The organism is Alloacidobacterium sp. (genome assembly GCF_035631355.1).
Taxonomy (GTDB): Bacteria; Acidobacteriota; Terriglobia; order Terriglobales; family Acidobacteriaceae; genus Alloacidobacterium.
The window spans coordinates 46,693-66,450 of record NZ_DASQIX010000037.1; the positions used below are offsets into that span (position 1 = coordinate 46,693).

The 19,758-nt window shown below is 55.9% G+C and carries 23 protein-coding genes; 14 read left to right on the plus strand and 9 right to left on the minus strand.

Going from position 1 to position 19,758, the window contains the following annotated elements; translation table 11 throughout:
- Nucleotides 1-52: 52 nt before the first annotated feature.
- Nucleotides 53-1,063, minus strand: coding sequence for a PhoH family protein (locus tag VEV40_RS06895; RefSeq protein WP_414637821.1), 1,011 nt, complete (start codon nucleotides 1,061-1,063; stop codon nucleotides 53-55).
- A gap of 402 nt (nucleotides 1,064-1,465) precedes the next feature.
- Nucleotides 1,466-2,107 (minus strand): DJ-1/PfpI family protein, encoded by a 642-nt coding sequence (locus VEV40_RS06900; protein ID WP_324831113.1) that lies wholly within the window; start codon nucleotides 2,105-2,107, stop codon nucleotides 1,466-1,468.
- A 58-nt stretch (nucleotides 2,108-2,165) separates the two neighbouring features.
- Between VEV40_RS06900 and VEV40_RS06905 the strand changes: the two genes are divergently transcribed.
- The 4 genes from VEV40_RS06905 (at nucleotide 2,166) to VEV40_RS06920 (ending at nucleotide 5,510) form a co-directional block, all read left to right on the plus strand.
- On the plus strand, nucleotides 2,166-3,065 hold the full coding sequence (locus tag VEV40_RS06905) for an aldo/keto reductase (RefSeq protein ID WP_324831114.1): 900 nt from the start codon (nucleotides 2,166-2,168) through the stop codon (nucleotides 3,063-3,065).
- Between the two features lie 138 nt (nucleotides 3,066-3,203).
- Complete coding sequence (locus VEV40_RS06910; RefSeq protein ID WP_324831116.1) at nucleotides 3,204-3,665, plus strand: hypothetical protein; 462 nt, start codon at nucleotides 3,204-3,206, stop codon at nucleotides 3,663-3,665.
- A gap of 227 nt (nucleotides 3,666-3,892) precedes the next feature.
- The gene (locus VEV40_RS06915) at nucleotides 3,893-4,771 is read left to right on the plus strand and encodes an SDR family oxidoreductase (RefSeq protein ID WP_324831118.1); all 879 of its coding nucleotides are present in this window, start codon (nucleotides 3,893-3,895) and stop codon (nucleotides 4,769-4,771) included.
- Nucleotides 4,772-4,886: 115 nt separating this feature from the next.
- Nucleotides 4,887-5,510 (plus strand): pyridoxamine 5'-phosphate oxidase family protein, encoded by a 624-nt coding sequence (locus VEV40_RS06920; RefSeq protein ID WP_324831119.1) that lies wholly within the window; start codon nucleotides 4,887-4,889, stop codon nucleotides 5,508-5,510.
- Here VEV40_RS06920 and VEV40_RS06925 read toward each other — a convergent pair.
- Nucleotides 5,500-6,222: a hypothetical protein gene (locus VEV40_RS06925; protein WP_324831121.1), complete on the minus strand. Its 723-nt coding sequence runs from the start codon at nucleotides 6,220-6,222 to the stop codon at nucleotides 5,500-5,502. The two genes, VEV40_RS06920 and VEV40_RS06925, sit on opposite strands and share 11 nt — an antisense overlap.
- A 248-nt stretch (nucleotides 6,223-6,470) precedes the next feature.
- On the opposite strand from VEV40_RS06925, the gene zwf reads away from it, so the two are divergent.
- Complete coding sequence (zwf, locus tag VEV40_RS06930; protein ID WP_324831123.1) at nucleotides 6,471-7,829, plus strand: glucose-6-phosphate dehydrogenase; 1,359 nt, start codon at nucleotides 6,471-6,473, stop codon at nucleotides 7,827-7,829.
- 65 nt (nucleotides 7,830-7,894) lie between these two features.
- Nucleotides 7,895-8,428, plus strand: coding sequence for a hypothetical protein (locus tag VEV40_RS06935; RefSeq protein ID WP_324831125.1), 534 nt, complete (start codon nucleotides 7,895-7,897; stop codon nucleotides 8,426-8,428).
- A 93-nt stretch (nucleotides 8,429-8,521) separates the two neighbouring features.
- Here the strand turns inward: VEV40_RS06935 and VEV40_RS06940 are convergent, their stop codons facing one another.
- Both VEV40_RS06940 and VEV40_RS06945 read right to left on the minus strand, forming a co-directional pair.
- Nucleotides 8,522-8,857, minus strand: a complete 336-nt coding sequence (locus tag VEV40_RS06940; protein ID WP_324831127.1) for a cupin domain-containing protein — start codon at nucleotides 8,855-8,857, stop codon at nucleotides 8,522-8,524.
- Between the two features lie 67 nt (nucleotides 8,858-8,924).
- Nucleotides 8,925-9,350, minus strand: coding sequence for a hypothetical protein (locus VEV40_RS06945; protein WP_324831129.1), 426 nt, complete (start codon nucleotides 9,348-9,350; stop codon nucleotides 8,925-8,927).
- Nucleotides 9,351-10,194: 844 nt separating this feature from the next.
- Between VEV40_RS06945 and VEV40_RS06950 the strand changes: the two genes are divergently transcribed.
- The 3 genes from VEV40_RS06950 to VEV40_RS06960 all read left to right on the plus strand — a co-directional run bounded on the left by VEV40_RS06950 (nucleotide 10,195) and on the right by VEV40_RS06960 (nucleotide 12,132).
- A complete protein-coding gene (locus tag VEV40_RS06950) occupies nucleotides 10,195-11,079 on the plus strand; it encodes a class II fructose-bisphosphate aldolase (protein ID WP_324831131.1) in 885 nt (294 codons plus the stop codon).
- Between the two features lie 68 nt (nucleotides 11,080-11,147).
- Entirely contained in the window at nucleotides 11,148-11,702 is a 555-nt protein-coding gene (locus VEV40_RS06955; protein ID WP_324831132.1) for a hypothetical protein, read from the plus strand.
- A gap of 97 nt (nucleotides 11,703-11,799) precedes the next feature.
- Nucleotides 11,800-12,132, plus strand: a complete 333-nt coding sequence (locus VEV40_RS06960; RefSeq protein WP_324831133.1) for a GrlR family regulatory protein — start codon at nucleotides 11,800-11,802, stop codon at nucleotides 12,130-12,132.
- Here VEV40_RS06960 and VEV40_RS06965 read toward each other — a convergent pair.
- Nucleotides 12,129-12,707, minus strand: a complete 579-nt coding sequence (locus VEV40_RS06965; protein WP_324831135.1) for a DUF6680 family protein — start codon at nucleotides 12,705-12,707, stop codon at nucleotides 12,129-12,131. The two genes, VEV40_RS06960 and VEV40_RS06965, sit on opposite strands and share 4 nt — an antisense overlap.
- Nucleotides 12,708-12,908: 201 nt before the next feature.
- On the opposite strand from VEV40_RS06965, the gene rpsT reads away from it, so the two are divergent.
- A complete protein-coding gene (rpsT, locus tag VEV40_RS06970) occupies nucleotides 12,909-13,187 on the plus strand; it encodes a 30S ribosomal protein S20 (RefSeq protein ID WP_324831137.1) in 279 nt (92 codons plus the stop codon).
- A 432-nt stretch (nucleotides 13,188-13,619) separates the two neighbouring features.
- Here the strand turns inward: rpsT and VEV40_RS06975 are convergent, their stop codons facing one another.
- Together VEV40_RS06975 and VEV40_RS06980 are read right to left on the minus strand one after the other, a co-directional pair.
- Nucleotides 13,620-14,456, minus strand: coding sequence for an Mrp/NBP35 family ATP-binding protein (locus VEV40_RS06975; protein ID WP_324831138.1), 837 nt, complete (start codon nucleotides 14,454-14,456; stop codon nucleotides 13,620-13,622).
- Between the two features lie 18 nt (nucleotides 14,457-14,474).
- Nucleotides 14,475-15,008, minus strand: a complete 534-nt coding sequence (locus tag VEV40_RS06980; RefSeq protein WP_324831139.1) for an acyl-CoA thioesterase — start codon at nucleotides 15,006-15,008, stop codon at nucleotides 14,475-14,477.
- An 84-nt stretch (nucleotides 15,009-15,092) separates the two neighbouring features.
- On the opposite strand from VEV40_RS06980, the gene VEV40_RS06985 reads away from it, so the two are divergent.
- The 3 genes from VEV40_RS06985 (at nucleotide 15,093) to VEV40_RS06995 (ending at nucleotide 17,780) form a co-directional block, all read left to right on the plus strand.
- Entirely contained in the window at nucleotides 15,093-15,485 is a 393-nt protein-coding gene (locus tag VEV40_RS06985; RefSeq protein WP_324831140.1) for a tetratricopeptide repeat protein, read from the plus strand.
- 88 nt (nucleotides 15,486-15,573) lie between these two features.
- On the plus strand, nucleotides 15,574-16,179 hold the full coding sequence (locus VEV40_RS06990; protein WP_324831141.1) for an LON peptidase substrate-binding domain-containing protein: 606 nt from the start codon (nucleotides 15,574-15,576) through the stop codon (nucleotides 16,177-16,179).
- An 83-nt stretch (nucleotides 16,180-16,262) separates the two neighbouring features.
- Entirely contained in the window at nucleotides 16,263-17,780 is a 1,518-nt protein-coding gene (locus VEV40_RS06995; RefSeq protein WP_324831155.1) for a magnesium chelatase, read from the plus strand.
- On the opposite strand, the gene VEV40_RS07000 is transcribed toward VEV40_RS06995, so the two are convergent.
- Nucleotides 17,773-18,717 carry a D-hexose-6-phosphate mutarotase gene (locus tag VEV40_RS07000; protein WP_324831142.1) on the minus strand — a complete coding sequence of 315 codons (945 nt, stop codon included), beginning with the start codon at nucleotides 18,715-18,717 and terminating at the stop codon, nucleotides 17,773-17,775. The genes VEV40_RS06995 and VEV40_RS07000 overlap by 8 nt on opposite strands.
- A 177-nt stretch (nucleotides 18,718-18,894) precedes the next feature.
- On the opposite strand from VEV40_RS07000, the gene VEV40_RS07005 reads away from it, so the two are divergent.
- Entirely contained in the window at nucleotides 18,895-19,725 is an 831-nt protein-coding gene (locus VEV40_RS07005) for a hypothetical protein (protein WP_324831144.1), read from the plus strand.
- Nucleotides 19,726-19,758: the final 33 nt, after the last annotated feature.

Genomic DNA, 19,758 nt, shown 5'->3' on the forward strand with positions numbered 1-19,758 from the left:
GCTGACAAATGCCAGCCCTTGTAAGTTTGATGGTACAGCAATCAGTCAGAATCTACTGAGGCTTCGACGGCGCTCGCGTCTCGCCTGGTTCCTGCATCGTAAGCGGAAGCTCCTGCTGTGCGCGGCCAAAGCTGTCATAGGCGCGAATAATACGTTGCACCAGGTGATGGCGCACCACGTCTCCGTCCTCGAAGCGGACAAAGCGAATTCCATCCACGCCGTCGAGGATGTTCATCGCCTCAATCAGTCCCGACTTGCGCGGATTCGGCAGGTCGATCTGCGTAATGTCGCCGGTAATCACGGCCTTGGCATTGTTGCCCAGGCGCGTCAGAAACATCTTCATCTGCTCGCTGGTCGTGTTCTGCGCCTCATCCATAATGATGAACGCGTCGTTCAATGTGCGTCCGCGCATGAAGGCCAGCGGAGCAATTTCAATCACGTTGCGCTCCAGCATCTTGTCCACGCGCTCCGGCTCCAGCAAATCATAAAGCGCGTCATATAGAGGCCGTAGATACGGATCGACCTTCTCCTGCAAGCTGCCTGGTAAAAAGCCCAGCCGCTCGCCCGCTTCCACCGCTGGACGTACCAACACAATCCTGCTCACCTTCTTCGCCAGCAGCGCCGACGCCGCCATCGCGACAGCCAGATACGTCTTGCCCGTGCCCGCCGGTCCGATGCCGAAAACCATGTCTGCCTGCTCAATCGCCTCGACGTAATGCCGCTGGTTGAGCGAGCGCGGCTGCACCATCCGCTTGATTCCCGCCGATCGCTGCTTCCCGCTTTCCACCAGGCTTCGCAGCGTCACTGCCGGATCGGCCACCACCAACTTCAACATCCCGTGGAGCTCGCCATTCTGCAGGTTCACTCCGTTGCGGCGCAGTTGCTCGTAGTCGCTGAAGATGCGTTCCACGCGGACAAGGACCTCCTGCGGACCTTCCACCTGCACAGCATCCGATTTCAGGTCGATGTGCACATGGAGAGAATCTTCCATGAGTCTCAGATTTTCATCGCGGGTCCCAAACAGGGGCTCAAGGTTCGGCGTAATTTCCAGCTCTTTTCTCATCAAGTGGAGAAATGACCTCCCATGCCGGCTACAGGCATAGCCGCCATGCGTAAGTGGTTTATATGGAGTCGGGGGGCGGAATACAGCGTAATTGGCGCCACATTCATTGGATGCGGCATCCGGAACAACGGATTGGCAGTTGGCACCAAATCTTCGCCGTTAATGGGGTCAGAGTAGCGCCGCTCTCGCTTTCCGTCAATGGCGAATTGATGAAAAGACAGCCAACCCTGTATCGAAGTGGTTCCCTCAAAAAGTGAACAGCTCCATTCACCGCGTTTAACAAAGCGTTTTTGGGTAGAAGCGCTGGACTTTAGCCCAGCGAAAACGAGGAGGAAAATAAAAGGGCTTTAGCCCCGGTAACATTTTCAGCAGGCGTAGATAAACGGATTTTATGATGCACACCTAACCAAGATTCGTCATTCCAACGGTAGCCGAACCGATCGACGCTCCAACAGGTTGTGCTTTTGCCGCCAGATACGTATCAATCACAGTAAGAAACTTCCCCATCCACGACGAAAGCGCTGGCCACGCAGGCCCGGTAACCAGATTCCCGTCTACGACGGCATCGGTCATCGCAACTTCAATGTACTTCCCGCCCGCCATCTCGACCTCAGGAGCACATGCCGGATAAGCGCTCACGTTCCTGCGCGCAATCACATCCGCCGCCATCAGCACCTGCGCCGCATGGCAGATCGCCGCAATCGGCTTATTCTCATCAGCAAAATGCCGCACAATCTCCAGCACCTTCTTGTTCATGCGCAGATACTCCGGCGCGCGTCCGCCCGGAATGATCAGCCCGTCATAGTCTTCAGCGCGAACATCGGCAAAAGTGGCATTCAACTGAAAGTTGTGCCCCGCCTTTTCCGTATACGTCTGGTCGCCTTCAAAGTCATGAATCGACGTCTTCACAAATTGCCCGGCCTTCTTATCCGGACAAACGACATCGACCGTATGCCCGACCATCCGCAGCGCCTGGAAAGGCACCATGATTTCGTAATCCTCAACGTAGTCGCCCGCCAGCATCAACAATTTCGCAGTGGCCATCGCCCACCCTCTCATCTGAGATTCTTCATTTTAGAATGGAGCCATTGGAGCATCCCCTATGAGCCAGAGCCAGCCCCAGACCCAAGCCATCTCCGCCGCAGCCGCCGGAACCTTTACCCTCGGTGGCGACCTCACCGTCAACCGAATGGGCTATGGAGCCATGCGCCTCACTGGCAAAGGCATCTGGGGACAGCCCGCTGATAAACCGGCCGCTCTTGCAACTCTGCGCCGCGCCGTCGAGCTTGGAGTCAACTTCATCGACACTGCTGACTCTTACGGCCCCAACGTCTCCGAAGAAATTATCGCCGAAGCTCTCCATCCTTATCCAAAAGGCATGGTCATCGCCACCAAGGGCGGATGGGAGCGCGTCGGCCCCGGCCAGTGGGTACACAACGCCAGCCCGCAGCATCTTGGAAAAGCGGTTGAAGGCAGCCTACAGCGCCTGCGTCTTGACCGCATCGACGTTTACCAGCTTCACGTTCCCGATCCCGCCGTCTCTTTCGACGCGTCCATGGAAACTCTCGCCGAACTGCGCAGTCAGGGCAAAATTCGCCATGTCGCGCTGTCGAACGTAACCCAAGAGCACATCGAGCGCGCCCGCAATATCGTTCCCATCGTCTCTGTGCAGAACCGCTACAGCTTCGCCGACCGCGAATGGGACTATGTGCTCAATTATTGCGAGCAGAATGGCATCGCTTTCTTGCCATGGGCGCCGCTGGGTCAGAACCGCTTCGCGAATGCGGCCCTCGATAAAGCGGCAAAAGAGCTTGGCGCGACGCCGTTTCAGGTCGCTCTCGCCTGGCTGCTTAAACGCTCTGAGGCAACAATCCCAATTCCGGGAACCTCTAGCGCATCGCACCTTGAAGAGAACATCGCGGCAGCAGCTTTGGAATTGCCCGATGCAGTTTACAAAGAGCTGTCAGCCGTCGAGCCACCGCCCGCCAGCCTGCGTGGCTAAGAAAGCAGCAAAATCTCAGTCGGACATGAAACACCCGGCATGACACGCCCACTATTCTGAATGGCCGGGTCGATGTGTGGTCTCGGCAATTCCTGGACACCACATCGCCCCGGCACTTTATTTTCCGAGGATGTGCTCATGCAATTCCAAACAGCAATCGAACATGTCAACCATGCCATCGGGATCGTCGATCCTGGCACGCAACTTGTCGAAGGCTACAAGTCCTTCCTGAACCTTCCAGCGCCACCGCCAACACTCCCCACGAACAACCTGAGAGACTGGTGTCTCGACCGCGTCCAGAATCTGTGCGGGGCAAAGTCGTTTGGCGCTGCTCTAAAAAATTTAACCTTCAAATCGCTCCTGGCCTTCGGCTATATGGGATTCGCCAGTGATCCCGGCCACTCAGTACCACCCATCAATCCCTATGCGCGTGTCTCAGCGCAAGTCGCAAAGCTCGAGCCGGACTTCTTCCCCGTGCTCGCAAAAAAGATCCAGTCAGAATCCAAAAGCTCGCCGGCCTTTGCCGCGCGCCTTAAGAATGCGCAGACCTCGGTGACTCACCTGGTCACGGATGCGCAAGGCGACGCCCGCAAAACCTAAGAGGGCCACATCCGCAGCCAGTGATGGCGGAGATGTTATCGGCGGCATAGGTGGCTTCCTCGTCTTTACGCTCTTTCTCTACAGCATGGCCAAGAAGACCGGTCGCGCGTGAAGTTCGCAAATGGGGCGCCCGTCGCGGCGCCCTGCATTCCGCAACGGACGATTCCCGAATACATCTGCTGAATCACTCACCTGTGATATAAATTGCGCTCACCAGGAGAAATCACATGATTCTCGTTGTGGGTGCTACTGGGCTTGTAGGAAGCGACGTCTGCCGCAGATTAGCGAAGCGTGGCCAACAGGTAAGAGCGCTGGTGCGCACAACCAGCGACAAAAACAAAGTTGAGGCATTGCGATCGGCAGGTATCGAACTGTGCCTCGGAGACCTGAAACAACCTGAATCGCTTGCCACTGCCTGCCGTGGCATAAACGCGATTGTCTCAACGGCAAGCTCCACTTTGTCACGCGCGGAAGGTGATTCAATCGAATCAGTCGATGACGCGGGGCAACTGAATCTGGTTGCAGCCGCGAAAGCCGCTAAGGTCCATCGATTTGTCTTTGTTTCTTTTCGCAAGCCACAAGGCATATCCGTCCCTCTGGCAGAGGCAAAAATGCGTATCGAGAACGCCATTGCGGGCATGAACTTTACCATCATTGAGGCAAGCTTCTTCATGGAAGTCTGGCTAAGTCCTGCGCTCGGCTTCGATTACCCAAATGCTGCCGCGCGAGTCTATGGGCCGGGCACGAGCCCGATCAGTTGGATTTCCTCCGGTGACGTTGCTGAAATGTGCGCGCTTGCCCTTGAGAATCCGGCGGCAGACCGCAGGACGCTCGCGTTCGGCGGCCCGGAAGCACTGACCCCCCTCGAAGTAATCGCGCGCTTTGAAAAGATCGGCGGCAAGCCATTCAAAGTGGAGCATGTTCCGGAAGAATTCCTGTGCGCGCAGTTTGCGGAAGCCACAGATTCCATGCAGAAGAGCTTTGCCGCGCTGATGCTCGGATATTTGAATGGGGACGCGATGGAAATGAAGCCGATCCAACAGGAGTTCGGAATCAAGCTCAAGAGTGTAGATGCCTATGCGCGCGAAGTGCTCGGAGCCCGGTAAACTCTGACAAATTCCCAGGTATTAAGTTTGATATTCAAAGCGAATCAGCCTCGTTCGCTGCATCCGAACACCCACTCCGCGAATCTCAAATAAGCCTGAAGAAAGCCGGTGAACCATGGGCCGACGATACGCCGAACTCGCCTTCACGCCACTCGTGAAAGCACAGCAGCAAAAGCATGGCAGCCGCCACGCTTACGAGCGAGTTGAACAGTCTTTCATCCCCGGCAGCCATCTCGGTGCCGACGAGCAGACCATGGTCTGCACCCGCGACAGCTTCTACATGGCCACGGTCAGCGAAACCGGGTGGCCCTACATCCAGCATCGCGGTGGCCCTAAAGGCTTTCTCCACGTGCTCGACGACCAGACCCTCGGCTTCGTCGACCTGCGCGGCAACATGCAGTACGTCAGCGCCGGTAACCTCGAACACAATGACCGTATCGCGCTCTTTCTTATGGATTATCCCTCGCAGAGCCGTCTCAAGATTCTCGGCCACGCGGAGGTCCACGAAGACGACGATCAGGCACGCCAGTTGATCGAGATGCTGCGCATGCCCGGCGAGAAATCACCCACCGAGCGCGCCATCCTCATTCATGTCGAAGCCTTCGATTGGAACTGCACTCAGCACATCACCCCGCGCTACACGCAGGAAGAACTGAACAGCGCCATTGAGCCTGTGCAACGTCGCATCGAAGAACTCGAAAGAGAAAACGCCCGGCTGCGCGGCTGCATCAGCGCGTAAGCCATTGTGCAAACGCCAACCACGCCGCCGTACCGCTAATCGCAAAGCGAAAAGGCACACTCAGCACAAAGAAGAGTCCGCCCCAGCGGCAGGCCGGATGCAGTTCCTTGTGCGAAACCGTGTCGCAGGCAATGTAAAGCAGCATGAGAAGCATGGCGATCAGATACGGGGGATATACCCCGTGTCTCTGAATAAGGTTGAGCGGAATGCGCACAATCGCCGGTGTAAGAATGCTGAAGGTCGCCAGCGTCATCAGCCTTCTGTGAACTTGCGGCCTCCGTCGAAAGAGCAATCCGGCAATTGCCAGCGTCCCAAACACCGTAATGTCGAAGAACGGTATCACTAGACGCGCAAAGGCAATCGCGCTCGACGGAGTCCCTAATTGCCCGGATTTCTCTGCATGAATCGCAACCGTGAGTCCAAGCGGAACCATGATGCAGACCAGCAGGGCGCCTGCCACCCCTAGTCGGCGATGCAGATCCGTCCGCCCCGCTGCGACCAGCGCGACCTGGGCTGCGAACAACGCAAACCACATGCTGAATACCACCCCATGCACATGCAGGAGCTGCGTTAGCGCGACCTTCTCAAAATATTCGTTCAGAAAATAGGTCCGCGAAAAGCCGGTAAAGACCAGAGCGATGAAAAAAATCGACAGCCCCACATAGAGTCCGCGGCCGCGTTGAATCTGACTTACCGTAGCTGTTGTTTTCATCTTCTCCGGATTAGCTTTCGAATACTCAAGTCCAGCATAGTATCCATTCCCAGAGGAGTCCCCCGCGAATAGTTAAAAGAATTCAACCTGCATCGAAAACTCTGCCGCGCGGCCGTTTTTACACATTAATGTCTATCGCACGAAACAACTGATAATTCTTACAGTTCAAATACCCGGTGTGACCTGTTCCACTTAGTCGAAGCACAATGACCCAGGAAGACAGTCACATAGAGGATCAGCCGACCGCAATGCCGGAGTCCGATGCCTTCGTATTCTTCGGAGCATCGGGCGATCTTGCCTACAAAAAGATCTTTCCTGCTTTGCACAACATGGTCCGGCATAGAACTTTAACCGGCCCCGTGATTGGAGTGGCAAAGTCCGGCTGGACGATTGATCAGCTTCGTGAGCGCGCCCGTAACAGCATCAGGGAGCACGGCGATGGCAAAGAAGATGCGGCCTTCGCGCAGTTGATTGGATTGCTGCGCTACATTGATGGCGACTACTCCGATCCCGCAACCTTCGCAGCGCTGCGAAGAGAACTCGGCGACGCCCGGCGGCCGGCTCACTATCTCGCTATTCCACCCAGCCTGTTTGGTGTTGTGACTGAAGCGCTACAGCGTTCACGGTGCGCTGCAAACGCTCGCATCATCGTGGAAAAGCCATTCGGACGCGATGTCGCGTCCGCAAGGAAGCTGAATGCGACACTTCACACGGCCTTTCCCGAGTCTCAAATTTTTCGTATCGACCACTACCTGGGCAAAGAGACTGTGGCGAACCTCCTTTTCTTCCGCTTTGCCAACACCTTCCTTGAACCGATCTGGAACCGGAATTATGTGCAAAGCGTGCAGATCACCATGGCGGAGAAGTTCGGCGTCGGTGGAAGAGGCAAGTTCTACGAGGAATCGGGCGCCATCCGCGATGTCGTCCAGAACCACATGCTCCAGGTAGTGGCTCTGCTGGCCATGGAACCGCCGACCCTGATGTACTCCGACTCCATTCGCGATGAACAGGTGAAAGTCTTCCGCATGATTCCGCCCATCCAGCCCTCCCAGCTCGTGCGAGGTCAATTTCAGGGCTATCGCAATGAACCGGGAGTAGCCCCCAATTCTGAAGTGGAGACTTACGCCGCATTGCGCTTCGAAGTGGACTCATGGCGCTGGGAGGGCGTGCCCTTTCTCATTCGAACGGGCAAATGTTTGAAGACGACTGCGACAGAAGTAATGGTCACGCTCAAGAGGCCGCCATTGGTGAAGGTCCGCGCAACGAACAACTATTTCCGCTTCCGCCTTGGCCCTGATGTCTCTCTCGCGGCTGGCCTTCAGGTAAAGAAACCGGGTGTGCGGGCTACACTTATGCCCATCGAGTTGACAGCCGTCGATCATGCCCAGGGAGACGAAGTAGATCCTTACGAACGTCTGCTTACCGACGCCATGCGGGGCGATTCCGCGCTTTTCGTGCGGGAAGATGCAGTTGAGCTGTCTTGGATGGTCGTGCAGCATATATTGGGAAACGTAACTCCGGCTTACGAGTATGAACCCGGCTCCTGGGGTCCCGTCGAAGCAGACGCTCTGGCTGCCGATATCGGAGGCTGGCACAACCCGCAATAATGCGCTGGCGACATACAGCGGGTATTGGTTACCCCTGCCGAAAAGATGTTATGGAGGGTGATGACATGGCGATACCGCGTCGAACCGTAAAGCAGGTCATCATAGAGGAGACCAGGAAATTCCTCGTTGTCGCCTTTTATCTTTGGGTGATCTTTGCCCTCCTGGTCGAGTACAAATCGGTAATTCTGGCCGAGGAAAGTGTCAGTATTGAGACGCGCGGCCTCGCGCTCATCAATGCGCTTGCCCTCGGAAAGATCATCATCCTGGCCCAGGCGTTCCACCTTGGCGAGATGGCCGAGGATGTGCCGCTCATCTACCCGACCGTTCTCAAATCCGCCTTGTTTTCTATCCTGCTGGCCTTTTTCAAGATTCTGGAGGTCGGTATTGTCGGCCTCATTCACCACCGGCCTTTCGCGCAGAGCATTACCGAAATCGCCGGTGGCACCTTGAAGGGAATCACCTGCGTCACACTGATTATGTTCGTTGTGCTCATACCCTTCTTCGCCTACGGCGAAGTGCGCAGGGTTCTGGGCGAGGATAGATTGCGGCAGCTCTTCTTCCATGGACGCCCGGTGGAAAGCCAGCCTGAACAAGCCTGAAAAGCCGGGGTGCCCCACAGCCTGCCTTGAGCTTGCCGAAGGGTCTCGATTTTGAGACATGGGATCGCATTGCGGCACAGGCCCGAATGGCAGCTACTTACAGGGAATCAGCGGCGGCGCATTCTCCGTCGGCGTTGTGGAAGGCTGCGCCGCGTCATAGATCACCGCCGCAAGTGCTCGTCGAGGCGCCGTTCCCGTCACGACCATCTGCATGGTAAGGCCGGTTGGAAGAATCAGCACATCTCCCTTTTTCATCGGATAGCCTTGCGTCGGCGTCTCCAGACACTGCTCGCCATCCAGCACGTAGAACATCTCGACGCCCGAGTGGTGATGCACGCGTGAAGTCAGCCCAGCCGGGATGTAGGAAGAGATGACCAGCATGGAATATTTTGGTGCTGGTGGAAGAGGCGGAAGCAAGACCTGATTCACATGCGCGCCTCCATGGTGGTCATCGACCGTTGACTCTATTGACAGAAGCCACCACGCTCCATGTCCTTCAAATGCAACACTTGTCAGGACCGACAGCTGCGCGCGCTTTCTCGCCGTCCTCGAAACGATCAATGTGCCAGTACAGCGGCTCTTTCAATGTTCCGGTCAGCACTTTATTTTCTACGTAACTGCATCCAATGCCGCCATGCCGCTCCGGAGAGTTCTCTACGCATTTAGGTTCTAGTTGCTGCGACAAAGTCGACGCATGGCAAAGATCGCAAAGGTAACAACAGCAACTGAACGCAGCAATTTGAGAGCATTCATAAGGTAGCTCCAAATTAGATTGCAGGGATTCTACTCCGCGAAGCGAGGTGCTGCGTTTTTTTGAGACGTGGACCGCGTTGCGAAAGCCCAGGTAAAAGACAGGTGAATTGAAGGCTTCTTCATCGACTGCAGAGAAACTCGTGTTTCGTAAGGGCATGGCTTTAGCCATGCCGCAAGCACGCAAAATACATGGGCTTTAGCCCCAGAGGTAACAGAATCTTCTCTAAAACTCTTCAACATCCTCTTCACCAGTCCGGCCGAGTGCCCCATCTTAGCGCCCTGTGTTTCGGTGCCGGGTTACCCTATAGCCTGCCCTGAGCGGAGTCAAACGGGCTCGCTCTGAGACATGGGACCGCCTTGCGTAAGCAAGGCTTGGTGAAAGCACTGGCCTTCAGGCCAGTGAAATAGAAGCAGCGTAAGAGGGGCTCTAGCCCCGGGCTTTTTCTTCTAACCGACGTCATCCTGAGCGAACCCTGAGCGGAACGAAGGGGAAGTCGAAGGACTCGCACGAATGAAATTCGTGCGAAGTCTTGGCCAAGCCAAGACCCATTTTTCTACTTAGCCGGGGTGCCCCATAGCCTGCCTTGAGCCGAGCCGAAGGGTCTCGCTTTTGAGACATGGGATCATCGAACCCACATCTCAGAAGCGAGATGTGGGGCACCCTCCTTAAGACCTGGGCCACCCGCCCTCTTTCACCATAGGCCTTTCGAGCAGAGCATTACCGAGATCGCCGGTGGCACCCTGAAGGGAATCACTTGCGTCACACCGATCATGTTCGTTGTGCTTATCCCCTTCTTCGCCTACGGCGAAGTGCGCAGGGTTCTGGGCGAGGATAGATTGCGGCAGCTCTTCTTCCATCGACGCCCGGTTGAAGCTACGACCACTGGAGTGGCATCTATCTGACAGACACCCGCGACGGTACATTCTCCGTCGTCGTAGGCGCGCCCGGTTGAGTTCGTTAACATCGGCGCAAAATCAGGGTGCGATCATCCAAAGCAGAAACGAGGTCCCCCATGCAAACGCTCCATGAAGTTCTCGACCAGGCTCAACGCAGCGGAGTGGCCATCGGCCATTTCAATATCTCCGACCTGATTTTGCTGAAAGCCGTTGTTAACGCCGCCCAAGAGCTGAAGGTTCCCGTCCTCGTGGGCGCGTCCCAGGGTGAGCGCGACTTCATGGGAGTGCACCAGATCGCGGCCCTGGTCAGGAGCTTCCGCGAAGAATCCGATGTGCCGATCTACCTGAATGCGGACCACACGCACTCGCTTGCCAAGGCAGAAGAAGCGGCTAAGGCCGGTTTTGACTCCATCGTCTTCGATCTTTCCGCACTGCCTCTGGAAGAGAATGTGCGCCAGACGAAGGAAGGCGTCATCGCGCTCAAATCCATTTCACCTTCCATCCTCATCGAAGGCGAGATCGGCGACATCGGCACCGGCTCCGAAGTCCGCGAGACGATGATGGACGTCTCCAAGGGATTGACGACGCCGGAAGAAGCAAAACAATTCGTCGAAGCAACAGGCATCGACATTCTGGCCCCGGCCGTCGGCAACATGCACGGCATGTCGGCCAGCATGGTGCAGGGAGAAGCGAGGAAGCACCTCGACATCAACAGGATCGCCGCCATCAAGAAGGCCACCGGGGTGCCGTTGACGCTGCACGGCGGCTCAGGCACCGACGACGAGGACTTCCGCAAAGCCATCGCCGCCGGCATCAACATCATCCACATCAATACCGAGCTGCGCGTTGCGTGGAGGCAAGGTCTGGAAGCCAGCCTGACCCAGCATCCAAAAGAAGTCGTTCCCTACAAGTTTCTTCCTTCGGTCATCGACTCCGTGAAGGAAGTAGCCATCTCGCGGTTGCAACTCTTTAACAGCGCTCGATTAGTTGTCCAAGGATAGGTCGGCCTGGCTTGTCCTTCCGCACTTCGGCGAGGAATTAAACCTCACAAGTTATTCTGGAAATATCGATGCGTTCGCCCATGTTCACGCTCGCAGCAGCGTGCCTGCTTTCGTTTTTGTGTCTGCCTGTCTATGCGCAGACATCTACCCAGGCCGCCGTCAGCCATCCGCAAAACGCACCCGAGAACAAAGACCCGATCGCCATTCTTGAACTCGGCGCAGCCACAAGCTGGAACCTCAGCGGAGGTGCGGCCACCTTCGCCCCAAATCTCGCAGCGGAAGTCACGCCCATCGAAAATTGGTTGGAACTCGAGGCAGGCGTGTCCCCCTACTACACAGCAAACTCTACAGAATGGGACACCGACCTGCTCTTCAAGAAGCCGTGGACCCTGTCGCAAAAAGCAGAGTTCATGTTCGGCGTCGGCCCTGAGTGGGTCCATCTGAGGCAGAACGGAAACACAAGCAATTCCATCGCTGGCGAGGTAGCGGGAGACTTCATGTTCTGGCCAACCGGCAAACATCGCTTCGGCTGGTTCCTCGAACCCGCCTACGACCGCAGCTTTGCGAAAGGGCATCAGCAATCCATTGGGATGAGCGCGGGTTTGCTGATTGGCATCCCGTAATCGTCATCTCAGAAACGAGATGTGGGGCACCCTAAGACTTGGGCCACACCGCCCGGATGGATTATAGATATTAATATTCCACGTTAGAGTGAATTCAATGATTGAAGGTTTGTGGATTGTTCAGTATGAGGGCGTCCATGGCGGTGACGGCGGTGTCATTGTCTTCGTAAATGGACAGCTACTAGGCGGAGACAATGGATTCGTCTACACAGGAACATACCAAAGCAACGGCAAAAACCTTTCCGCCCGTGTTCTTGTTCGTAACTTTGCTCCGAACATCACGAATGTGATGGGAATCAAGGGAGATTTTGATCTCGAAGTGCAAGGTGCGATCGATGGCAGTGTAATCAAAGGATCAGCAAACTTAATAAATCAGGACGGCCCAGGGATGGTATTGAAGCTTTCGAAGGTAAAGGCTTTAGCCCCCTAGCTTTCTGGTGCCGATGGCTCTTTCAGTGGTGCTATGGTAATTGCCGGAAATTTCTCTTCAAATACTGCCACCGGTATTCGAGCTCTGCCGGAAAGCACATTGAGCAAACCTCGCCTTATCAAGTTCTGCTCCGTCTCGACATCCCCAAGTCCTGTGGGATAATAAGAACCTTTTTTAATCTGAACTTCATCAAAGTCGTAGTTCAGACATCTACCCATGACGAGCAATAGATTCGTTTTTAGCTGAATACTCTTCTCAAGGAGAGTCGGCGAGTTCGGTTCAGCGGCATGTGCAAGGTCGACATAATGATCTAGGAGAACTCTCCAAGCACCTCGGACCGCCTTCTCTTTTTCGTTGTCGGCATTGAATTCGACATCTATCTGATTTAGGGCTTGCACAAAGGTTGGAGAAAGAGCCGTTGCGCGAAGTGACATAAGTGTTTTAAAAATCCACATTTTCCGATTGCGCGCCTCACGATCTCTATCAAGTTTCCGCTGAATCTGAAGCGCGATTATCGGTCCGGCAACGACCGCAAGTATCGTGAGAATATTTAATGCAACCAAGGTCTTGTCCATCCTTGGAAATAGTACCTCCAATGCGTTGAGAAATTAAGCCCAAGGTAAAGAGCCATAAGTTGAGGGGTCAAATGGGCAATACGGCACAGTCCAGTTGACCCAACCCCCAAAATCCCATACACTTATATTTTGCGGGGGATGTGGCTTTTGCGTCTCTTCTGCCTGCATCCCTATCCCCAGAAGGAAAGTTAAGGATTCATCATGGCCAACCATGTTTCGTCGTTGAAGCGCTCCCGCCAGACTGAGAGAAAGACGGCGGTGAACCGCGCCAACAAGAGCCGCGTCCGCGGCAGCCTGCGCCTGCTGCGCGAGGCCCTCGCCAAGGGTGACGCCGCCCAGATCAACGAGCAGTTCAAGCAGACCGTCTCTGCCCTCGACAAAAGCGTGCAGAAGGGCGTTCTCCACGGCAACACCGCCTCGCGCTACAAGAGCCGCCTCGCCGCTCGCGTCAAGGCCGCGTCCGTGAAGCAGTCTGCATAAAAGCCCCTCACCCCAGAACCGCACAAAGGCCGGAGAAACCTCTCCGGCCTTTGCTAATTTCTTTAATCGCCGCTGCCAAAAGTGTCGTTTAGCATTGGCCTTTACGCAAAGGTAGAAGCACTGGCCTTTAGGCCAGTGAAAAAGCTCGCAACCCTGAGGGGCTTCAGCCCCCGGACTTGTCAAAACCCTGTCAAGCCCCTGCACGATGAATCCGGCCATAATTATGTGCAAAATCAATGACATAGATGCACGACAACCTTGCGGGGAATTACCGCTTAATTTGGTATACTAAGAATGAAGGCATGGCCCAAAAGCCATGCCTTTGCTGTTTTGATCGCAAGTGATTGAAAATAAACGATCTCCGTATGGAATGATACCTCTAAACTATTGAAAACAAAGGATTCCCGTACAGAATGCCAGGGGGAGGGTATCCTAGCTGATCTCGAACACGTTCTCCGCTTTGGCCGATTGCTCCTGCGCCCGCGCCGCCACCTGTCGAGCAACGGAATAGAAGTCCCGGGCCTTGGCTGACGTCTCGCCGAGCAGGGTAATCGGCAGTCCCTTGTCGCCGCCCTGCCGGATCTCCGGGTCAAGCTCGACCGATCCGAGGAATGGCACATTGAATTGCTTCGCCGTCCGCTCCGCGCCGCCCTTAGAGAAGATGTCAATCTCTTTGTGGCAATACGGACAAGACAAGTGGCTCATGTTCTCGACAATGCCCAACACCTCAACGTTGACCTGGTGGAACATCTCAAGCGCCTTGCGCGCGTCCTGCAGTGAAACGTCGGAGGGAGTCGAAACCACAACCGCGCCGGTGAGCGGAACCGTCTGGACGAGCGAGATGACCACATCGCCAGTGCCTGGAGGCAGATCGACAATTAGGAAGTCAAGCTCGCCCCACTCCACCTGTTGCAAAAATTGGCGAATGATCTGGTGCAGCATCGGCCCGCGCATCACCAGCGGCTTGTCTCCGGGCGAAATAAAGCCTACGGAGATGACCTTGATGCCATGCGCGAAGTTCGGCTCAATCTGGTTGTTTTGCAGTACGCGCGGCTGCTGCCCGGTGCCGAGCATCAGCGGAACGTTGGGGCCATAGATGTCGGCGTCGATGAGGCCGACCTTGTGGCCGAGCTTCGCCAGCGCAACCGCGACGTTGACTGCGAGCGTGGTCTTGCCTACTCCGCCTTTACCCGAACCGATTGCCACGATATTCGCCACTCCGGGCAGCGGTTGAGGCGCCGGCGGCTGGGGTGCATGTCCATGTGCCATAGAGTTCCTGCTTTCTGATTAAATGCGAACCGAGGCAACGGCCTCGCCTGATTTCTTCGCCCGCTTGTGCTCGAGTTCCTTCTGTCGTAGTTCGCGCCGGCGGCCTGCATCCTCGTAACGGTGCTGCTGTTCCTCATTTTCCGGAACAAGCTCGGGAACCGGAACGCGCCGACCCTGCGAATCAACCGCGACAAATGTTAGATACGCCGACGCAACGTGCCGATGCGTCCCAGCAATGGTGTTCTCGACCCAAACTTTCACGCCCACTTCCATGGAGGTATTGAAAGCGCGATTCAGCGACGACTTAAGAATCAGCAGGTCGCCCACATGCACAGGCGCGATGAAATCAATGTGGTCCATTGACGCGGTCACAACATGGGTGCGCGCATGGCGGTAAGCGGCCATCGCGCCAACCAAGTCGATGAAGTGCATCAACCGCCCGCCCAGCAGATTGTTGAGCGTGTTGGTGTCGTTCGGCAGAATCAGCTCCGTCATCTCCGACTGCGACTCGGCTACCGTGCGCACGGGACGTGAGTGACCGGAAAAATTCATCAATACTTGCCTCTCTTAAGCTTGGCCAAAGCAGACACGCCAAACAGCCATGCTGCATTCAAAGACCACCTATCAGTTTCGGCAATGGCGCTGATTAAAGCAAGAACAGAGGCAGCGAGCGGTTTGCTTCCGCCACTATGCCGCGAAATAATCAAGCGAATGGACAAGATTGCCGCTCTCACCGAGATACTCACTCTGGACCCGACCAACGCCTTCGCTCGCTATGGCCTGGCGATGGAATACGCCAGCCAGGGTAGCGTTGAAACTTCTCTGCAGGAGTTTCAGCGCCTGCTCTCAGATCACCCGGACTACACCGCCGGATACTTCATGGCTGCGCAGACGCTGGCGAAAGCAGGGCGAACTGACGAGGCCAAAGCGAAGCTGACCCAAGGCATCGCCAGCGCGCAGCGCACAGGCAATCAACACGCCTTGAGCGAGATGCAGGCCATGCTCGACGACCTTGACCTGGCCGGATAACTTCAAAGCCGCAATATCGCGGATTATCAAAACAAATAAATACAGGCGGCTTCCCTTCTTGGCGAAAACGCGCATAATGTCATGCGTCATGAAAGTCCCCCTGTTCCCGCTGGATGTCGTGCTCTTCCCGGGGACGCCCCTGCCCCTGCATATTTTTGAAGAGCGCTACAAAGAAATGATTGGCGAATGCCTTGCGCAGAAAAGCGGCTTCGGCGTGGTGCGCGCGCAGCGTGAAGGACTGGCCGTCATCGGCTGCATGGCGCGGATCGCACGCGTCCTGCACGAATACGAAGATGGGAAACTGGACATCTTATGCGATGGCGGTGACCGCTTTGAGATCGAGCAGCTTGATAATTCGCGCGCATTTTTGCAGGCGGAGGTGGATTTCTTCACTGACGAGGACGTCGAGTCTACCCGGCAATCGCGCGAAGAATGCCTGGCCCTGCACTTTGAAGTGCTGGAACTCGCCGGAGTAGGTCACCAGCCCGCCCATGTGAATCTGGATCGGCCGATTGCCTTTCAGCTTGCCTGGGCCTTGCCCGCCGATCTTGGATTCAAGCAGCAACTGCTCGCTATCCGCTCAGACGCGGAGCGCACACAGATGCTTTGCGAGTTCTACAAGACTATGCTGCCCAAACTGCGTATGGGGGCCCTTACGAACCGCGTGGCCGCCGGCAATGGGCAGGTAATGTGATCTCTCAGCGCAAGAAAAGCTGCGCGGATTCTCACCTCACACATCCATTCAAAAAACCAGTCATACTAACTGCAGGAGTCATGATGCCGACCAACCATTCGTTGCCGCGAACGCGCGGTGAGCTGCGCAAAAGCTCCGCATTTTCTGAAGCGCGTCTCCAATCACGCAGCGTGAAGGATGAACTGCGCGAAAACCTGATCGCCCGACTCAAATCGCGGGAGACAATCTTCCCCGGCATCATCGGCTATGAAGACACGGTTGTTCCGCAGATTGTGAATGCGGTGCTGTCGAAGCAGAACTTCATCCTGCTTGGGCTGCGCGGACAGGCCAAGAGCCGCATCCTTCGCGCTCTGACGGCGCTGCTCGACGAGCAGACACCATACATTGCCGGCTGCGAAATCCGCGACAACCCCTATCATCCGCTGTGCCGGCGTTGCCGCGATCTGGTGGCCGAAAAGGGCGATGCCACTACGATTATGTGGATGGGACGCGACGAGCGCTATGTTGAAAAGCTGGCAACTCCTGACGTGACCGTCGCCGACCTGATCGGCGATCTCGACCCGATCAAGGCCGCGCGAGGCGGACAGGATTTAGCAAGTGAGCTGACCATGCACTACGGCCTGCTGCCTCGCGCCAATCGCGGCATTTTTGCCATCAATGAGCTGCCTGATCTGGCCGGAAAAATCCAAGTCGCTCTCTTCAACATCATGCAGGAAGGCGACGTGCAGATTAAAGGCTACCCGGTGCGGCTCGCGCTTGATCTGGCCCTGGTCTTCAGCGCGAACCCGGAAGACTACACGGCACGCGGCAAAATCGTGACGCCACTCAAAGACCGCATCGGCTCGGAGGTCCGCACGCATTATCCGGAGACGCTGGAAGAAGGCATCGCCATCACCGCACAGGAGACCTGGAGCCAGCGTAACCTGGGCAGGCTTGAAATTCCGCAGCACATGCGCGAGATCATCGAACAGATTGCCTTCTCCGCGCGCGAAGACAAAAAGGTTGATAAGCGCAGCGGGGTAAGCCAGCGCCTGCCGATTTCGACGATGGACCTCGTTATCTCCAACGCCGAACGCCGGGCCTTGCTCCACGGTGAGTTGCTGGTAATGCCGCGTGTAGGCGACCTTTATGCGGCGCTGCCGGGCATTACCGGAAAGCTGGAACTCGAATATGAGGGCGAGATGCGCGGCGCTGATACTGTCGTGCGTGAGATTCTGCGAATCGCCGTTGGCAAAATCTTCGACACATATTTTGGCGAGACGAACACACAGCAGATCGAGCAATGGTTCAACCTCGGCGGGACAATCAAATTCGATGATGACCAGCCTGCAAAGACCATCGCCGCCGAGTTGAAGCAGATACAGGGACTCACGGAAAAGCTCATTCCGCTGAAGATCAAGTCCAGTTCCGATCCTGAGCATTTAGTGGCTGCGGCAGAATTCCTGCTGGAAGGGATGTATGCGCATCACCGTCTCAGCCGGACCGAAGAACGCGGCTTCGCGGCACAGGACAAGGCGCGCGGCCCTTCACGCAGCGAGCGAGAACCCGAACACGAAGTGGATGAATGGGCGCAGCGGCGGACGCGGCGCGGATTTAACTAGAGGCAACGCTGATCGTCGCAGTCATTGTGTGCCGTTCGCCGGAAGCGAGAGAGACTGCGCAGCCCAGAATGTTGCTGGCCTCAACGCAGGCGAAGCGCGGCCATTCGTCGTCTCCGAGGTCAGCCAGAGCCTTCGCTCCGCTTTCCCACGGATTCCAGGCGACAGTGGATCGCGAACCTGACTTCACAATTCGGATGCGCCGGCGCAGCGCAGGATCGATCAATTCAAGTGCGCTTTGAGTATTGAGATAAGCATTGTCCGTCGGCTGAGTCATCACGATATCGCCGCGTTGCATCTTCTCACGGTTGGCATCCGTGTTGTCGAGGTATGCTGCTCCATCAAGACCAGCCACGCGAATCTGATCTATCTCTCCAACGCGGTGATAAGTATGCAGAGCCTCTTCAAAAAGAAATGGACCTGAATCCATATTCGTAACTGTGAGTTCCAGCTTCAGTTCCGCGCCAACTGTGATGCGGTGCTCGATGCGAAATTCCTGCGGCCACCAGCGCTGCGTTGTCTCATCGTTTTCGGTTGAAAGCGTCACGACGACTGAACCCTGCTCCTGCTGAATGGAATCAAGCTGCCATGCCTTTGTCCGCACAAATCCATGCGCCGGGGCCTTTGGATCATCAGCTTTTGCGCGGAACCAGGGAAAACAGATGGGGATGCCACCGCGAATGGCCTTTCCATCTTCGAAACGCGAGTGGTCGCTTAAGAAAATGACTTCCTCAGTGTCTGCCGGACGCCATGATGTCACCTGTGCTCCGTGCAGGTAGATGTCCGCTTCTGCCTCAGAGCAGGCGATGCGCAGCTTCGGCAAACTGCCTTGTCCGGCCGTAATCGTTGCTATGTCGTCGAGCGCAAACCGCCAGTTCAGTTCGTCGACTTTATGGATTGCCCGCATGGTTGATTGTAAGGCGCAACTGAAACGCTTCACATCTTGCCGCCACTACCTTTCAGGCGACAGAAAAACAGTTGTGCTGTCTTTCTGCCTGTAGTAGTGTTCCGGCAATCAGTCGCCTGCCTGGTTCTGACCCTCTCTTAACACTGCCCACCCTGGATGCAAGGCGGGTGAACATCACGTTTTTCACTCTATCCATCGAGGAGGATTCTCATGTCCGTCATTCAATTAGGCCTGGTTGATACAACCGGAAGCCTCAACCCTGATCTGGTGCAGTCGGTGGCGGCTGCGCTCAACATCCAGGTAACGCGCGATCTGCCGCAGTTCTGGGATGTGAAGGCAACAGTGATCTACTTGCCAAGCCCTCACAAAATTCCTGCCGGTGTCTGGCCCGTGCAACTGGTGAAGAATCTGCCGCCAGGAGAAGGCGGCTTTCATCTCGACAAGCATAAGCAGCCCTATGCCAAAGTGATTGCCAGCCCGCAGAACGAAGGCTGGACCATCGCGTCAAGTCACGAAACCCTTGAGATGCTGGTCGATCCCTATGGCAACCGGTTACAGTCTTCCGTCGCCATCAAAATTGCGGGAAAGAACGTGGTCGATGGCACGGGGCAGTTTGGCTATCTGGTCGAGGCATGCGACCCTTGCGAAGACGACAAGTATGCCTACACGATCAATGGGGTCGTTGTCTCCGACTTCATCACGCCGCATTACTATGATCTTCTGGACACCCCTGCAACGCGTTACAGCTTTACCGGCTCCATCAAGTCTCCGCGGCAGCTTCTTCCCGGCGGCTACATTTCATTCGTAAATCATGACCTGGACGAATGGCAGCAGATCCAGTATCTCGACTCAACCCCAAAACTCATAAACCTCGGCAAAGCATCGGCGGACAAGAGTCTGCGCGAATGGATCGATGGAGTTATGCAGACGACCAACGCCATTGCGGAAAAACCCAAGAACAAAGCCCTTCATAAATATGGAAAAGAACGCAGGGCCGCGCTCAATAAGATCGCTATTGCCAAAGCAAAGCAGTACGCGTGAAAAAAGCCCCGAGGCTTTCACCGAAGCCCCGGG

What these genes read in the sequence shown, in the direction of transcription:
- VEV40_RS06895 (WP_414637821.1), bottom strand. Translation starts at nt 1,063, where the DNA reads ATGAGAAAAGAGCTGGAAATTACGCCGAACCTTGAGCCCCTGTTTGGG.
- VEV40_RS06900 (WP_324831113.1), bottom strand. Translation starts at nt 2,107, where the DNA reads ATGGCCACTGCGAAATTGTTGATGCTGGCGGGCGACTACGTTGAGGAT.
- VEV40_RS06905 (WP_324831114.1), top strand. Translation starts at nt 2,166, where the DNA reads ATGAGCCAGAGCCAGCCCCAGACCCAAGCCATCTCCGCCGCAGCCGCC.
- VEV40_RS06910 (WP_324831116.1), top strand. Translation starts at nt 3,204, where the DNA reads ATGCAATTCCAAACAGCAATCGAACATGTCAACCATGCCATCGGGATC.
- VEV40_RS06915 (WP_324831118.1), top strand. Translation starts at nt 3,893, where the DNA reads ATGATTCTCGTTGTGGGTGCTACTGGGCTTGTAGGAAGCGACGTCTGC.
- VEV40_RS06920 (WP_324831119.1), top strand. Translation starts at nt 4,887, where the DNA reads ATGGGCCGACGATACGCCGAACTCGCCTTCACGCCACTCGTGAAAGCA.
- VEV40_RS06925 (WP_324831121.1), bottom strand. Translation starts at nt 6,222, where the DNA reads ATGAAAACAACAGCTACGGTAAGTCAGATTCAACGCGGCCGCGGACTC.
- zwf (WP_324831123.1), top strand. Translation starts at nt 6,471, where the DNA reads ATGCCGGAGTCCGATGCCTTCGTATTCTTCGGAGCATCGGGCGATCTT.
- VEV40_RS06935 (WP_324831125.1), top strand. Translation starts at nt 7,895, where the DNA reads ATGGCGATACCGCGTCGAACCGTAAAGCAGGTCATCATAGAGGAGACC.
- VEV40_RS06945 (WP_324831129.1), bottom strand. Translation starts at nt 9,350, where the DNA reads ATGGCTAAAGCCATGCCCTTACGAAACACGAGTTTCTCTGCAGTCGAT.
- VEV40_RS06950 (WP_324831131.1), top strand. Translation starts at nt 10,195, where the DNA reads ATGCAAACGCTCCATGAAGTTCTCGACCAGGCTCAACGCAGCGGAGTG.
- VEV40_RS06955 (WP_324831132.1), top strand. Translation starts at nt 11,148, where the DNA reads ATGCGTTCGCCCATGTTCACGCTCGCAGCAGCGTGCCTGCTTTCGTTT.
- VEV40_RS06960 (WP_324831133.1), top strand. Translation starts at nt 11,800, where the DNA reads ATGATTGAAGGTTTGTGGATTGTTCAGTATGAGGGCGTCCATGGCGGT.
- VEV40_RS06965 (WP_324831135.1), bottom strand. Translation starts at nt 12,707, where the DNA reads ATGGACAAGACCTTGGTTGCATTAAATATTCTCACGATACTTGCGGTC.
- rpsT (WP_324831137.1), top strand. Translation starts at nt 12,909, where the DNA reads ATGGCCAACCATGTTTCGTCGTTGAAGCGCTCCCGCCAGACTGAGAGA.
- VEV40_RS06975 (WP_324831138.1), bottom strand. Translation starts at nt 14,456, where the DNA reads ATGGCACATGGACATGCACCCCAGCCGCCGGCGCCTCAACCGCTGCCC.
- VEV40_RS06980 (WP_324831139.1), bottom strand. Translation starts at nt 15,008, where the DNA reads ATGAATTTTTCCGGTCACTCACGTCCCGTGCGCACGGTAGCCGAGTCG.
- VEV40_RS06985 (WP_324831140.1), top strand. Translation starts at nt 15,093, where the DNA reads ATGGCGCTGATTAAAGCAAGAACAGAGGCAGCGAGCGGTTTGCTTCCG.
- VEV40_RS06990 (WP_324831141.1), top strand. Translation starts at nt 15,574, where the DNA reads ATGAAAGTCCCCCTGTTCCCGCTGGATGTCGTGCTCTTCCCGGGGACG.
- VEV40_RS06995 (WP_324831155.1), top strand. Translation starts at nt 16,263, where the DNA reads ATGCCGACCAACCATTCGTTGCCGCGAACGCGCGGTGAGCTGCGCAAA.
- VEV40_RS07005 (WP_324831144.1), top strand. Translation starts at nt 18,895, where the DNA reads ATGTCCGTCATTCAATTAGGCCTGGTTGATACAACCGGAAGCCTCAAC.